The following is a 13,090-nucleotide window of genomic DNA, read 5'->3' as shown; positions in this document are numbered from 1 at the left end:
AGTTCATGTACTTTATCTAAAAGTTCTTGGTTAGCGTGATGTAATTGTTCAATGGACTCATGATCAAATCGTGTATAAAAGCGAGATAAACTTGGTTGAGAAGCTAAGGAGTCAGTCCCAATCATTTGGGTGAAAACAGGATCATTCGTCAATTGATCGGCCGCATCATCCTCAGCATAACCAGCGATGAGTTGATAAATCTTTTGACGAAAGAGATTTTCATTCGAATGAAGATAGTATTTTCTCTCGTCATTCAAATGCAGGTGTTGAACAAGAGTCTCAGAGAATCCGATTTTTTCATCAAACTCTCGAAAAACGAATTCACCTGTATCAGAAGAAAGAGAGCCTCCATCAGTTGACAATTTAATTTGACGATTGAAATCTAGTGTTAGTTGCGGTAAAGTAGCCATTATAAGAATCCTTTCTGTGGTTATTTCGTAGTTGCTTTAACCATATCAGAAATGGATTCTTTTTTCATTTATTTGATGCATGGACCATTTAGCTCAATTACTTGATAGATAAGCATTATTTGGTTATCAAAGATTTTTTATGAATAATTCAGGTATTATAATTGATGGGATAGGAGTATTAAAGGGAAGGTATAAGAAAAAAGAAAATGTTATGCATTTATATGTGGATTAGAACATATTATCTTGTTCATCTACCGAAAGCGAGAATATGGAAGCGAAAGCATGGGGACGGTTCTCTAGTTCTGAGAAGGAAAGGGAGAAAAAGAAACGTCCCGATGCATTACATAAAGTAAACTCTTACTTGTACAAGATCTATAATACTGCCGTCGACTGGACTGCGAGAATATACCCATAATTGTCCGCTAGGTGAGGTAGGTGGTCGATCAATGAGAACGGTTCCAGAAAAATAACCGTATGCAGGTGGACCTTCAAGTGCTGTCGTAAAGCGTTCTGCTGAGACGATCACCCCGTTATCATCCCGAATCTGCATCAATACATTGGTCTCAAATACACGAGCGAAGCCTTCCACAAGCTCTCTGCTTGGCATAATATCCCCTGGAAACGGATGAGTGACTACGATATTTCTTGATGACGGAAGTGGAAGGAGTAAACGAAAACCGACAAAAATGAAATCAAGTGAAAATCCAGGACGACCTTCGTTTGCTGCTAAAATTTTTGTTATCGGAATTTGAAAGCGTCTAGAAATCCCAAATAGAGTATCCCCTACTTCAATTTCGTACACAAAGGCTGGAACCCAGAGAAGCTGCCCAACAAAAATAAGGTTCGGATCCTGGAGTCTATTAACTCCGGCGATAAGGTCGAAATGTGCTGAAAATCGCTGACTAATCCGAAAAAGTGTATCTCCAGGGACCGGAAGATAGGTGGTGTCAAAGGGGCGTACGGTAGGGACAGGAATAACAAGTGTCCAGCCTGGAAAAATGACATTGGGATCGATGAAACGAGGATCCTGTAGGTTCGCCCGTTGAATTTCTAGGACTGTACTGCCAAAACGTGCAGCGATTGCAGATAACGTATCGCCTGGCTGAACGGTGTAAACGACATGTGATTGTCTTACAACAGGCATATAACATACACTCCCCTTGGGCTATTCGAATTGTAATATTCCTAGGTTAGCATCATTGTTTACGTTTTTTATTCTTACGATTTATAGTTGAAAAATATGATGAATACGAAAGACGCAGTAAATCTTAGTATGAAATTTAGAGTTGCTTTTATACCTACCAGGGTATATAATATGGATATAAACAACGAGGGGGGGCAGATAATTGATAAAGAAGTGTTGGCATATCATAATCCCTATAGCCATACTAATTGGATTTTTGGGATATAAACTAGCGCTTAATGCAGCCATAGATGAAATTAGCACGGAACAATTAGCCAAATTAATGAATAAGCAAAATGAAGATTATTTCTTTGTTGATGTTCGTGAGCCTTTTGAATTTAAAGAGGGGCATATAGATGGTATGATAAATATTCCTTTGAGTACACTGGACAATAATACCGACCTTATTCCTAAAGATCATACAATAGTCCTCATCTGCCGCAGTGGTAACAGAAGTCTTCAAGCTGCAAATGCATTAAAAGATCTTGGTTATCAAAATTTAGTCAATGTAAAAGGCGGAATGCTTTCATGGAAAGGTGAGGTTATAAAATAACTTCTAAGTGGCTTATATGACGACTATTATAATTGTATTTATAGTTATTTTATCGGTTTCTTATATGAAATTGGTTTTAATTTGTGTTGAAACTGGAAAATAAATGATCAAGATCATACTATCGTGCTTGATATAAGGACTAGGCTCAACTTTAGAACCAAACAAGGAGGGAATTCTATGGAGTACAATGACAAAATGAAAAACAGAGTAAAACGTGTAGAAGGACAAGTTAGAGCTATTCTTAGAATGATGGAAGAAGGGAAGGACTGTAAGGAGCTTGTCGTTCAAATGTCAGCGGCAAGAAATGCATTGGATCGTGCGATTGGTTTAGTCGTAAGCTCTAACTTAGAGCGGTGTGTTCGTGAGCAAATTGTAAAAGGTGAAGACACGGAAGCGCTTATTCAAGAAGCCGTGAATTTATTAGTGAAAAGCAGATAGTATATAAATAAATTGATTCACAGGGGTGAGTGATATCAATTACAACACCCCTATAGGTTTAATGGACTTTGATCAACGAATTAAAATGCTCTTGACAAAAATTTTTAATCTATTAAAATACCTGTATGGGTATAGGTATGTGTATAGATATAAAAAGGAGGCTACTAAAATAAAAAAACAGATAAAATTTCTTGATGGGAAAGGTCTAGATTGTCCAATATCAATTATAAAAGGGAAGAAAGCATTAAGTGAGATGGAATCAGATCAGGCTTTAGAGATTCATGCGACAGAAAGAAAGCAAAAATAACTTATCGGCTTGGACTAAATCTGGTGGGCATAAGTTACTTTCAGATAATGAAGAAGAGAGTGTATTAATGTTCTGAATTGAAAAAGGCTAAGCAACCTATTTTTTTGAATGTTTTAATACCCATACATGTATATGTAAAAGAAGAAAATGATAAAGGAGAGGACAACATGACAGACAAAAAGAAAACAACGATCATCTTGTTTAGTGGTGATTATGATAAAGCAATGGCAGCTTTTATTATCGCGAACGGTGCTGCGGCCTATGATCATGAAGTAACCATCTTCTCAACATTTTGGGGACTAAACGCTTTTAGAAAAGATCAACATGTACCAGTGAAAAAAGGATTCTTAGAAAAAATGTTTGCAAAAATGATGCCTCGAGGAGCTGATAACTTGGGTCTTTCTAATATGAACTACGCAGGAATGGGACCAAAAATGATCAAGCATGTTATGAAAAAACACAATACTATGCCATTATCTGATTTACTACGAGTGGCACAAGAACAAGGTGTAAAGTTAGTGGCATGTACGATGACAATGGATTTATTAGGACTACAAAAAGAAGAATTGATAGATGGTTTAGAGTACGCAGGAGTAGGTGCATATCTAGCTGACGCTGAAGAAGGAAATGTGAACTTATTTATTTAATAAGTTTGACCAAAAGGAGGGAAAAAATGAAGGTAGCTATTTTAAAAGCTATATTTCATCATTCATATCTGTTAAAGGTGTAAGACAAATTTCAACAAGTGACCTAAAAAAGCATTTAATGAGACAGGATATTCAATATATTGGTGCAAGAACATCCGGCGAGTTCTCTAGACATAAAGTCAACACATTACAAAACATTCGATTCGATGAACATTTTCAAAAAGGAAACCAGTTATCAAAAAAGAAAGAAGTTGTTGTTATTTTCCAGTGGAATGCGAAGCATATACCAGGAAGTGTAAATATCCCACTTGGATTACTAGAGTTTTCGTTGCATGAACTAGACAAAACGAAAGAATATATTATCGTTTGTCGCTCTGGTGCTCGAAGTGGAAGAACCACCGAGTTTCTGTCCAGTCACGGGTTTCATGCTATCAATATGGTAGGAGGCATGATGAACTGGGAAGGTAACGTTCAGTAAATTTTTTTGAACTTAATTATACCTATAAGGGTATTATTTCTAAGGAGGACTATTAATGGAAACGATTAAATATGATCAACTAGTAGATGCAAAAGGATTAGCATGTCCGATGCCAATCGTTCGTACAAAAAAAGCGATGAATGAGCTCGAACCAGGAAAAGTATTAGAAATTCAAGCAACAGATAAAGGATCAACTGCTGATATTAAAGCGTGGGCACAAAGCACTGGACATCAATATTTAGGAACCGTTGAAGATGGTGAAGTGTTAAAACATTATCTGCGTAAGGCTAATGGAGAAGAAAAAGAAAAGCAGAAGCACCCTCATGTAGTAAACAATGAAGAGCTACAAACCAAGTTGGCTAACAATGAAGATATCGTGGTTTTAGATGTTCGTGAATCAGCAGAATATGCGTTCAGTCATATTCCTGGTGCTAAATCGATTCCACTTGGTGAACTTGAGAATCGCTTAAATGAACTAAGTGAGGATGCAGATATTTATGTTGTGTGTCGAACTGGAAGCCGTAGTGATTTAGCCGCGCAAAAGTTAACAGAAGCAGGATTTAAAAAAGTGATTAATGTTGTACCTGGCATGAGTGAATGGAGTTACCGAACAGATCATCTAAATAAATAGGAAGAGTCTATCATGAGTCAGCTTACTGTTTATACTTCTAATGGTTGTTCATATGATGTAACAAAACGTATTCGCAGATCAAAACATTTCCTACCGTGAAGTGAATGTGGACACGTAGCAACTTGTAGAAAAAACAGGTCAATTAGGGCCTCCACAAACGGAAGTAAACGGCCATTGTGTTGCCGGTTATGACCCAAATAGCACTGTGCCAGCATTGAGATAATAGCGGGTTGGAAATTTGAGTATAAAATAGCGATCATTTCAAGTGGTGGTGGATTATTTGATGACTACAAAGTATTCAATGTAGCAACAGTTGCAGCTGCAACAGACCAAGAGGTAGCAATATTTTTAGCTTTGAAAGTGGGTGGAGCCGTTACATTCTTAGAATTCGCAAACGATGCAGATGTAACACATTATTGTTTTAATTAAATTTTTTTAAACTAAAACATACTAATGGGGGTATTGTGAAATGTCAGTAAAAGCGATGAATTCAAAAGAAATAGCAAGAAAAGTAATCGAAAAGAAAGAGCTATTCATTCTAGATGTTCGTAATGCAGGGGATTTCGCTGATTGGAAAATTGAAGGAGAAAACTTTGATTACTTCAATATTCCTTATTTTGAACTATTAGATGGTGTAGAAGAAATCATCGATAAAATTCCAGCAGATAAAGAAGTCTTAGTCGTTTGTGCGAAAGAAGGTTCTTCCATGATGGTAGCTGAGATGCTTTCTGATGAAGGGTTAGACGTAGCTTATTTAGAGGGAGGTATGAAAGCTTGGAGTGAATATCTTGAACCAGTAAAAGTAGGGGACTTGAAAGACGGTGGTGAGTTGTATCAATTTGTTCGTCTAGGTAAAGGGTGTTTATCCTATATGGTTGTTTCAAATGGGGAAGCTGCGATTATCGATGCAACACGTATGGCGGATGTGTTTGTGAATTTCGCAAAAGAAATCGGAGCGCACATTACACACGTATTTGACACACACTTGCATGCCGACCACATCTCAGGTGGAAGAAAAATTGCCGAAGCAACTGGTGCAACGTACTGGTTACCTCCAAAGGATGCAGGTGAAGTAGTGTTTGAATATGCGGCACTTGAAGGTGGGGATGACGTAGTGATCGGGAACTCAACGATCAACATTCATGCTCTATACTCACCTGGTCATACAATCGGATCGACTTCATTTGTTATCGATGAAAAGTACCTATTATCCGGGGATATTCTCTTCATTGATTCAATTGGAAGACCTGACTTAGCAGGCCTTGCTGAGGATTGGGTAGGAGATTTACGTGAGTCACTTTATAAGCGTTATAGAGAACTATCAGAAGAGTTAGTTGTTCTACCGGCTCACTTTATGATCATCGAAGAGTTAAATGACGATGGAAGTGTTGCAGAAAAACTAGGAACACTATTTGCTCAAAATCATGGACTAAATATTGAAGATGAAAATGAGTTTAGATCAATGGTGACAGAAAACTTACCGCCACAACCAAACGCGTATCAAGAAATTCGTGAAACCAATATGGGGAAAATCATGCCAGATGAAGAAAAACAACGTGAAATGGAAATTGGACCTAACCGTTGTGCAGTAAGATAACAAACGATAAAACTGGAGGTTTTATAAATGAATGCGGATAAAGTATTAGACGCAAAAGGATTAGCATGCCCAATGCCAATCGTTCGTACAAAAAAAGCAATGACTGAACTTGAGTCAGGTCAAATCTTAGAAATTCATGCGACTGATAAAGGAGCAAAAAAAGACCTAGCAGCATGGGCTAAGTCTGGCGGTCATGAGTTAGTTTCAGATACGGAAGAAGATGGTGTATTAAAATTTTGGATTAAAAAAGGCTAATTGCTATGGGAGCCAATTTGGTTCCCACCTTTCTTTGGAAGGAGGTCATCTTAATGGATTTTACCTTTATTTTCATCATTTTTTCAATTGGTTTTATAGGATCATTTATTTCAGGAATGTTAGGAATTGGCGGATCTATTATTAAATATCCCATGCTTCTATATATTCCACCATTGTTTGGTTTAGCCACTTTTAGTGCGCATGAAGTTACGGGTATAAGTGCGATTCAAGTGTTTTTTGCCACAATAGGTGGGGTATGGGCCTATCGCAAAGGTGGATACTTAAATCAAACGTTAATTGTTTATATGGGATCAGCTATTCTAATTGGCAGCTTTGTTGGTGGTTATGGATCAAAACTGATGTCAGAGGGCGGAATTAATCTTATATACGGAATCTTAGCATTAATTGCCGCAGTCATGATGTTTATTCCTAAAAAGGGATTTGATGATGTTCCACTTGATCAAGTGAAGTTTAATAAATGGTTAGCGGCTAGCTTTGCATTAATCGCAGGGGTTGGAGCAGGAATTGTAGGTGCCGCTGGTGCGTTCTTATTGGTCCCAATCATGCTTGTTGTATTAAAAATACCAACGCGAATGACAATTGCTTCTTCATTAGCGATTACCTTCATCTCGTCCATTGGAGCAACCGCCGGAAAGGTTACAACCGGACAAATTGATTATTTTCCAGCCATAATTATGATCGTCGCGAGTTTAATAGCATCTCCACTAGGGGCAATGGTAGGGAAGAAGATGAATACAGAGGTTTTGAAAGGGATATTAGCTTTATTGATTGCTGCAACAGCAGTGAAAATTTGGATAGATATCTTATAAAAACAGTGACAGGCGCACTAGTGTTGCATAAATGATACCTAAACAATTTAAACGTTTTCCCTGTGAGGAGTCAAAAAAATCAGTAAAGAGGCTCGATCCATTTTATCCGCATACTTTTCAAAGTGTAAATGTGTGGCTTGAAAACGAGGGAAGAATCGTCGTTACACAAAACAGAAAGCACTTGCTTATAAAGCGAATGTTAGAAGATGGATTTAGACAATGGTTAAGAGTCTCCATACAATGAGGAGGCTCTTTTTTTGTTAAAAGAAAAATAGAATATTCCCTTGTTCGAATATTCCTATAATGGTATATTTATTGTACAAAAGAAAAGGAAGTCGAGAGTGAGGTGACATTCTCAAAGATACAGAAAGGATCGAACGAATGGATACGAAGACATTCAGTGCGCTTGCTGAGCAAAATCGCTTAAGAATCGTGGAGTTACTGCGGGACGGCCCGTTACCGGTAGGAGAAATTGCTAACCGAGTAGGTCTTCGCCAACCACAAGCTTCAAAACATCTGCGTGTCTTATTGGAAGCAGGTCTCGTTGAAGTCAAAGTAGAAGCCAACCGTAGAATTTATACCCTTCGGCAGGAACCATTTCAAGCATTGCATGAGTGGCTTGAAACGTATAACACCATCTGGAACGAGCGTTTTAATTCTTTGGATCGGTACTTACAGGAGCTACAAACCAAAAAGCAAAAGGACACGTGATTTTTCAATTTCGGGGAGGAAATGATGATGGCAAATTCTATGATTTTTAAGGCAGAAGGGAATCAATTGATTGCGGAGCGTGTTTTTGATGCCCCTCGTGAGTTGGTGTTCAAGATGTTTACGGAAGCGGAACATTTGAAAAATTGGTGGGGGCCGCGCGGATGGGATCTTACTGTCTGTAATATCGACTTTCGACCTGGTGGTTCGTGGCATTTTTGCATGAAGTGCGTTGATGAAAATCAGGGGGATTTTTACGGATATGAATCGTGGGGTAAGGCACTTTACCGTGAGATAGTAGAAGGAGAAAAAATCGTATACGTCGATTACTTTTCTGATTCCGAAGGCAACCTATCGGAGGAGATGCCAGCTGCTGAAATCACCTTGACTTTCATTGATCTTGGAGGCAAGACGAAAATCGTCAATCAGGTGGAGTATCCTTCTGCAGAAGAGCTTCAAAAGGTTCTAGACATGGGAATGGAGCAAGGGTTCACAGAAACGTGGGATCGTCTCGTGGAATATCTCCAAGACATTCAATAAAAGATTAGGTTTAAGTGGGGCGACTGAATGAGTCGCTCCATTTTTATGTTCATGATCTCTCATTCTATCATTCACTTTAAAAAATTAATTAAAAATTTTCTTATAATTTAAAATACGACAAAATTCGACCGATATAATGAACGTGACTAATACATTGTGTAACACCCACTGTCAATGACAGTGGTTTCTATAAAAGGAGCATTCCTGTAATGAAGAAATTTGAGGATTGAACAAAAAAGAGCCCTCTTGGTATGATACGAGGTGTCCAATCGTTGCAACGAAAAAGGACCCTTAATTGATACCCAAGGAGGACTCGTAATGAATTATACTCAAAATCGTAAACTTGCGCAAATCACACCATCAACATTAATTATTGGCATTGATATTGCCAAAGACAAACATGTCGCACGTGCTCAAGATGATCGAGGATTAGATCTTGGAAAGCGTTTGGTCTTTGAAAATCGAATCTTTGGCTTTGAAGCCCTCGTTGAGTGGGTAAAGCAACACCAAGAAAAACACAAGAAGAATCACGTCATTTTTGGCGTAGAACCAACAGGACATTATTGGAAGAGTCTTGCTTACTATCTAACGGCAAAAGGTTACGACTTTGTCGTCGTGAACCCAATGCACGTTAAGAAAAGTAAAGAACTTGATGACAATTCTCCAACGAAAAACGATACGAAAGACGCAAAAGTGATCGCCCAGTTAATCAAAGATGGGCGATACTCTGTACCAAACCTCTTAGATGGCATATATGCGGAACTAAGAGAATGCGTAAAAATTCGAGATCAGCTTACTGAACAATTAATGATCACAGAAGGTCGCATTCAAAATGTGATTCAACGCTACTTTCCAGAGTTTTTCGATGTGTTTGGAGATTGGGAAGGCAAAGCCGCTCTCTGTACCCTAAAGCTGTTTCCGTTCCCCTCTGATATTCATAAAAAGACACCAGAGAGGGTTCTTCAAGAATGGAAACCGTATGTCCAACGAGGAGTTGGCATTAAGCGCGCAACGAAGCTTGTAGAAACAGCCAAAAAGAGCATTGGAATTGAAGTAGGCTTGAAATTTGCCAAGTGTGAACTGAAGAATCTTATTGAGCAGTATGAGCTTTTTAAGCGGCAATTAGAAGAGTTGGATCAGGAATTAGAAGCCATCGTTGAAACATTACCTGGTGCCCAACAAATGATGAAAATTCCAGGCTTAGGGGCGGTGACTGTTGGATTATTCTTTGCGGAAGTTGGGGACATTTCAAAGTACTCTCATCCTCAACAATTAGTGAACTTAGCAGGGCTATCATTACGTGAGCACAGTTCAGGTAAATTTAAAGGGCAAACAAGGATTACAAAGCGAGGAAGGAAACGATTACGCCGAGCCTTATATTTAGCGATTCGTCCCCTTGTCGCCCATAATTCAACATTTAAAGCCCTGCATCACTATTACACCAAACGCCCTGAACGCCCTTTGAAAAAGCAACAATCTTTGATTGCCTTGTGTTGTAAGTTACTACGTGTGTTGTTTGTCATTGGTCAAAAACAGTGTGAATTTGATGGTTCAAGATTAATAAAAGATATTCCTCAAATGGATGGATTACAGGCAGTGTAACCTTAGAAAGCAGATCACCCAAAGTGGCTTGACACGGAGCCTCTGCGGGCATGGCTCCTTGGCGAAGCGGCGAGTCATCCAATGATTCGCCCATGGCTAAGGAAGCCTACCATGCCCGCCACTCCATGTAAAGCCGTGCATCATCTGTATACTTACAAATAACAAACACCAATAGTGCAGAGTCGGAGTTTATTTTCACCATACGGGCTTATGACCCAGCAAAGGAGCTTATCCGACCTCCACCTCATGGATACGCAGGACGAAGGAAGGTATGGATACCAATCCGGAGAGACATGGGAGGGTTAGCGACCGTGAGTAGCGTGGAGATTTATAGGCACGGTCATACTACTCAATTACCAAACTATACCAGTTTGGACGTTAGGATGGATTATCCCCTGTAAGAAATTTTAATTCGTTCTACTTCTATCCAGTAGTACTGGTGAGATTACTATTTGGTGTTAGTGAAATTTGGAGAATACATGAGTATTAGCGAGAAAATTAAACTTTATTGAGGGAGGAGTTTCTATTGAACAAACGTCTTAAACGATGGTCAGCGATCATGAGTATTGTTCTGTTAGTGAACTTGCTTGTTCCTGTTGGAACGTTCGCAGATACAGATGAAGAAGAAAAAGTAGATATCATTGTCACCTACAAGGATGTAGTGTCAGAATCGCCTGACTCTCGTCTCTCAGTCTATGAAAACGAACAGACCATGAAAACATTGCCGATCAAAACGATGACAGTTCCCGTTAGTGAGGTGGAGCGACTAAAGGAAGACCCTAATGTAGTATCGGTTTCACTGGATCAACCGCTTCAATTAATGTCTGATACCCGCGAGCTTGGGGAGCATGATTGGAACAATGATATGGTCAAAGCGTTTGATGCATGGGATGACGGTTATACAGGGAAAGGTGTAAAGGTGGCTGTATTCGACACAGGCTTTGATGGACACCAAGATATTACATATGCTGGCGGTCATTCTGTCTTTGAAGGCGAGCCTTACACGCACGATCATCATGGACATGGTACTCATGTAGCAGGGATTATTGGGGCCCGTGAAGGAACGCTTCACCAAGGGATTGCCCCAGATGTTCAATTGTATGGCGTCAAAGTGTTTAGCCAAGAAAAGGGAGGCAATACATCTAACCTTATAGCAGGAATTGATTGGGCCATTCAAGAGGGCATGGATATTATCAATATGAGTTTAGGTTACACGAATGAAGTACCAGCCGTCCATACAGCGATTAAACAAGCGGTTGCTCAAGGAATTTTAGTGGTGGCGGCAAGCGGAAATGGTGGAAAAGCTGACGGTTCTGGTGAAACGATTGAGTATCCGGCGAAGTATGATGAAGTCATTGCAGTGGCTTCAGTGGATAAGGAGATGAAGCGGACGAATACCTCGGCGACAGGGGTAGAAAATGAATTAGCAGCACCTGGGCATTTGATTGGAGGGTTAGCCCCTGGGAACAAGTATGTGTTTATGAGTGGTACGTCTCAAGCAACGCCTCATGTCACAAGTCTAGCTGCCATTCTGATGGGAAAACATCCTGAGCTTTCGAGCCAACAAATCCGAGCACTGTTAGTTGAACAGTCACTCGACTTAGGTTCTGAAGGGCATGATCGCTTGTATGGCTATGGACTCGCTCAATATGTTTCCTCAACGCCGCCAGATGAAGAAGAGAACGAAGAGAGTCCAGCAGAAGATCCGCAAGAGCAGCCGTCTGATGGAAAAGAAAATGAAGGGTCAGAGGATCAAGGTTCCACGCCGCCAGATGAAGAAGAGAACGAAGAGAGTCCAGCAGAGAATCCGCAAGAGCAGCCGTCTGATGGAAAAGAAAATGAAGGGTCAGAGGATCAAGGCTCCACGCCGCCAGATGAAGAAGAGAACGAAGAGAGTCCAGCAGAAGATCCGCAAGAGCAGCCGTCTGATGGAAAAGAAAATGAAGAATCAAAGAATCCAGATTCAGCGCCACCGACTGGAGAGAAGGAAGGAAAACAAGCAGCACGTGTGCAGGTCAAACCAGTCAATCTAGGGGGAGTAGCGATCGTCTCAAATGCGGATGTGGCTTCCGTACTTGATAATGGAACATTGGTTGTGTTCTTTGATTCCGCTCTAGATGACTTGACTCGTTTAGCTTTAACGGCTGATCAAGTAAAGGAACTCAAGGATCGAGGGATAACCCTTGTCATTGCAAAACATGATCTTGAACTTGTCATCCCGCACGGGGTCTTTAAAGTAGGCGATGTTGTCATCGAATTTGAACGTGTAGTAGGCAAAGGAATTCCGTATGCAGGACAGGCGAAAAGCACGGTATATCAATTCAAAATCATTCAAAATGGACAACAGGTTCGTCACTTTGATGAGGAAATCGAAATGGGTTTTCGAGTAGATCAAGAGAAAAACGTCAATAACTTAAAGATTTATTACTGGAACGAATCCCTTAATGAGTGGGAGAAAATTGGCGGTAACTATCAAGAGGGTTTTATTGTAGCGAGGACAAATCACTTTAGCACATACACAGTGTTTGATTCAGCTGTCTTTGAGAAAACAAAGAGCGGGACCCCGATAAGTGGAGGAAAAACCAATGGAAACTCTACAACTGAGGGTACTACAAACAGAGGGACGTCGAAAAACGGGACAGGAAGCGAACCTCAAGCTGAGGAAAGTAACGAGCAAAATAACAAGGATGGAACATTGCCGAAGACTGCTACAAATTTGTACAATTCGCTTGCGATTGGCGCGCTGTTACTGTTGATAGGATTTGTACTTTTACGAAAATCAAAAAGAAGAATAGTAGAATAAAGAGGAAAGGGCCTTTCGAGAACGATTGAAAGGCTCTTTTTGTCTCATTTTAAGAAAGGCCAGTAGCAACACTTTTTATTTATTGCAAGAAGGAACGGCCACAAAAGC

At 39.9% G+C, this 13,090-nt stretch carries 14 protein-coding genes and 1 pseudogene; 13 read left to right on the top strand and 2 right to left on the bottom strand.

All coding sequences use genetic code 11. The features are described from left to right. Both E2L07_RS07115 and E2L07_RS07110 read right to left on the bottom strand, forming a co-directional pair. The coding region (locus E2L07_RS07115) for a transposase (protein ID WP_208401993.1) at positions 1-410 on the bottom strand (410 nt) is incomplete at its 3' end. A 340-nt stretch (positions 411-750) separates the two neighbouring features. Then, the gene (locus E2L07_RS07110) at positions 751-1,554 is read right to left on the bottom strand and encodes a LysM peptidoglycan-binding domain-containing protein (protein ID WP_053432445.1); all 804 of its coding nucleotides are present in this window, start codon (positions 1,552-1,554) and stop codon (positions 751-753) included. Positions 1,555-1,756: 202 nt separating this feature from the next. Here E2L07_RS07110 and E2L07_RS07105 point away from each other — a divergent pair, with 202 nt between their 5' ends. The 13 genes and pseudogenes from E2L07_RS07105 (at position 1,757) to E2L07_RS07040 (ending at position 12,982) form a co-directional block, all read left to right on the top strand. Then, a complete protein-coding gene (locus tag E2L07_RS07105) occupies positions 1,757-2,146 on the top strand; it encodes a rhodanese-like domain-containing protein (RefSeq protein ID WP_243854930.1) in 390 nt (129 codons plus the stop codon). A 177-nt stretch (positions 2,147-2,323) separates the two neighbouring features. Next, on the top strand, positions 2,324-2,584 hold the full coding sequence (locus tag E2L07_RS07100; protein ID WP_053432446.1) for a metal-sensitive transcriptional regulator: 261 nt from the start codon (positions 2,324-2,326) through the stop codon (positions 2,582-2,584). Between the two features lie 169 nt (positions 2,585-2,753). Beyond that, positions 2,754-2,967: pseudogene (locus tag E2L07_RS07095) on the top strand (sulfurtransferase TusA family protein). A gap of 91 nt (positions 2,968-3,058) precedes the next feature. Further along, positions 3,059-3,538, top strand: coding sequence for a DsrE/DsrF/DrsH-like family protein (locus tag E2L07_RS07090; RefSeq protein WP_053432447.1), 480 nt, complete (start codon positions 3,059-3,061; stop codon positions 3,536-3,538). Positions 3,539-3,656: 118 nt separating this feature from the next. Beyond that, on the top strand, positions 3,657-4,016 hold the full coding sequence (locus E2L07_RS07085) for a rhodanese-like domain-containing protein (protein ID WP_134229237.1): 360 nt from the start codon (positions 3,657-3,659) through the stop codon (positions 4,014-4,016). Between the two features lie 55 nt (positions 4,017-4,071). Beyond that, positions 4,072-4,647, top strand: coding sequence for a sulfurtransferase TusA family protein (locus E2L07_RS07080; protein ID WP_053432448.1), 576 nt, complete (start codon positions 4,072-4,074; stop codon positions 4,645-4,647). Positions 4,648-5,116: 469 nt separating this feature from the next. Continuing rightward, the gene (locus E2L07_RS07070; RefSeq protein WP_053432449.1) at positions 5,117-6,244 is read left to right on the top strand and encodes an MBL fold metallo-hydrolase; all 1,128 of its coding nucleotides are present in this window, start codon (positions 5,117-5,119) and stop codon (positions 6,242-6,244) included. Between the two features lie 27 nt (positions 6,245-6,271). Then, complete coding sequence (locus E2L07_RS07065) at positions 6,272-6,499, top strand: sulfurtransferase TusA family protein (RefSeq protein ID WP_053432450.1); 228 nt, start codon at positions 6,272-6,274, stop codon at positions 6,497-6,499. A 53-nt stretch (positions 6,500-6,552) separates the two neighbouring features. Then, positions 6,553-7,329: a sulfite exporter TauE/SafE family protein gene (locus tag E2L07_RS07060; RefSeq protein WP_053432451.1), complete on the top strand. Its 777-nt coding sequence runs from the start codon at positions 6,553-6,555 to the stop codon at positions 7,327-7,329. A 381-nt stretch (positions 7,330-7,710) separates the two neighbouring features. Continuing rightward, positions 7,711-8,040, top strand: coding sequence for an ArsR/SmtB family transcription factor (locus E2L07_RS07055; RefSeq protein WP_010896867.1), 330 nt, complete (start codon positions 7,711-7,713; stop codon positions 8,038-8,040). A gap of 24 nt (positions 8,041-8,064) precedes the next feature. Then, positions 8,065-8,577: an SRPBCC domain-containing protein gene (locus E2L07_RS07050; protein WP_134229236.1), complete on the top strand. Its 513-nt coding sequence runs from the start codon at positions 8,065-8,067 to the stop codon at positions 8,575-8,577. Positions 8,578-8,895: 318 nt separating this feature from the next. Then, positions 8,896-10,179 carry an IS110 family RNA-guided transposase gene (locus E2L07_RS07045; RefSeq protein WP_134229235.1) on the top strand — a complete coding sequence of 428 codons (1,284 nt, stop codon included), beginning with the start codon at positions 8,896-8,898 and terminating at the stop codon, positions 10,177-10,179. 526 nt (positions 10,180-10,705) lie between these two features. Beyond that, positions 10,706-12,982: a S8 family serine peptidase gene (locus E2L07_RS07040; RefSeq protein ID WP_134229234.1), complete on the top strand. Its 2,277-nt coding sequence runs from the start codon at positions 10,706-10,708 to the stop codon at positions 12,980-12,982. Positions 12,983-13,090 lie beyond the last annotated feature (108 nt).

This window comes from Halalkalibacterium halodurans (assembly GCF_004376175.1).
Taxonomy (GTDB): Bacteria; Bacillota; Bacilli; order Bacillales; family Bacillaceae_D; genus Halalkalibacterium; species Halalkalibacterium halodurans.
The sequence above is the reverse complement of the archived record's forward strand: the minus strand, read 5'-3'. Positions and strand labels throughout refer to the sequence as shown.

Bases quoted from the DNA above. Each gene is read 5' to 3' on its own strand.
- E2L07_RS07110 (WP_053432445.1), bottom strand. From the start codon at position 1,554: ATGCCTGTTGTAAGACAATCACATGTCGTTTACACCGTTCAGCCAGGC.
- E2L07_RS07100 (WP_053432446.1), top strand. From the start codon at position 2,324: ATGGAGTACAATGACAAAATGAAAAACAGAGTAAAACGTGTAGAAGGA.
- E2L07_RS07090 (WP_053432447.1), top strand. From the start codon at position 3,059: ATGACAGACAAAAAGAAAACAACGATCATCTTGTTTAGTGGTGATTAT.
- E2L07_RS07085 (WP_134229237.1), top strand. From the start codon at position 3,657: ATGAGACAGGATATTCAATATATTGGTGCAAGAACATCCGGCGAGTTC.
- E2L07_RS07080 (WP_053432448.1), top strand. From the start codon at position 4,072: ATGGAAACGATTAAATATGATCAACTAGTAGATGCAAAAGGATTAGCA.
- E2L07_RS07070 (WP_053432449.1), top strand. From the start codon at position 5,117: ATGTCAGTAAAAGCGATGAATTCAAAAGAAATAGCAAGAAAAGTAATC.
- E2L07_RS07065 (WP_053432450.1), top strand. From the start codon at position 6,272: ATGAATGCGGATAAAGTATTAGACGCAAAAGGATTAGCATGCCCAATG.
- E2L07_RS07060 (WP_053432451.1), top strand. From the start codon at position 6,553: ATGGATTTTACCTTTATTTTCATCATTTTTTCAATTGGTTTTATAGGA.
- E2L07_RS07055 (WP_010896867.1), top strand. From the start codon at position 7,711: ATGGATACGAAGACATTCAGTGCGCTTGCTGAGCAAAATCGCTTAAGA.
- E2L07_RS07050 (WP_134229236.1), top strand. From the start codon at position 8,065: ATGATGGCAAATTCTATGATTTTTAAGGCAGAAGGGAATCAATTGATT.
- E2L07_RS07045 (WP_134229235.1), top strand. From the start codon at position 8,896: ATGAATTATACTCAAAATCGTAAACTTGCGCAAATCACACCATCAACA.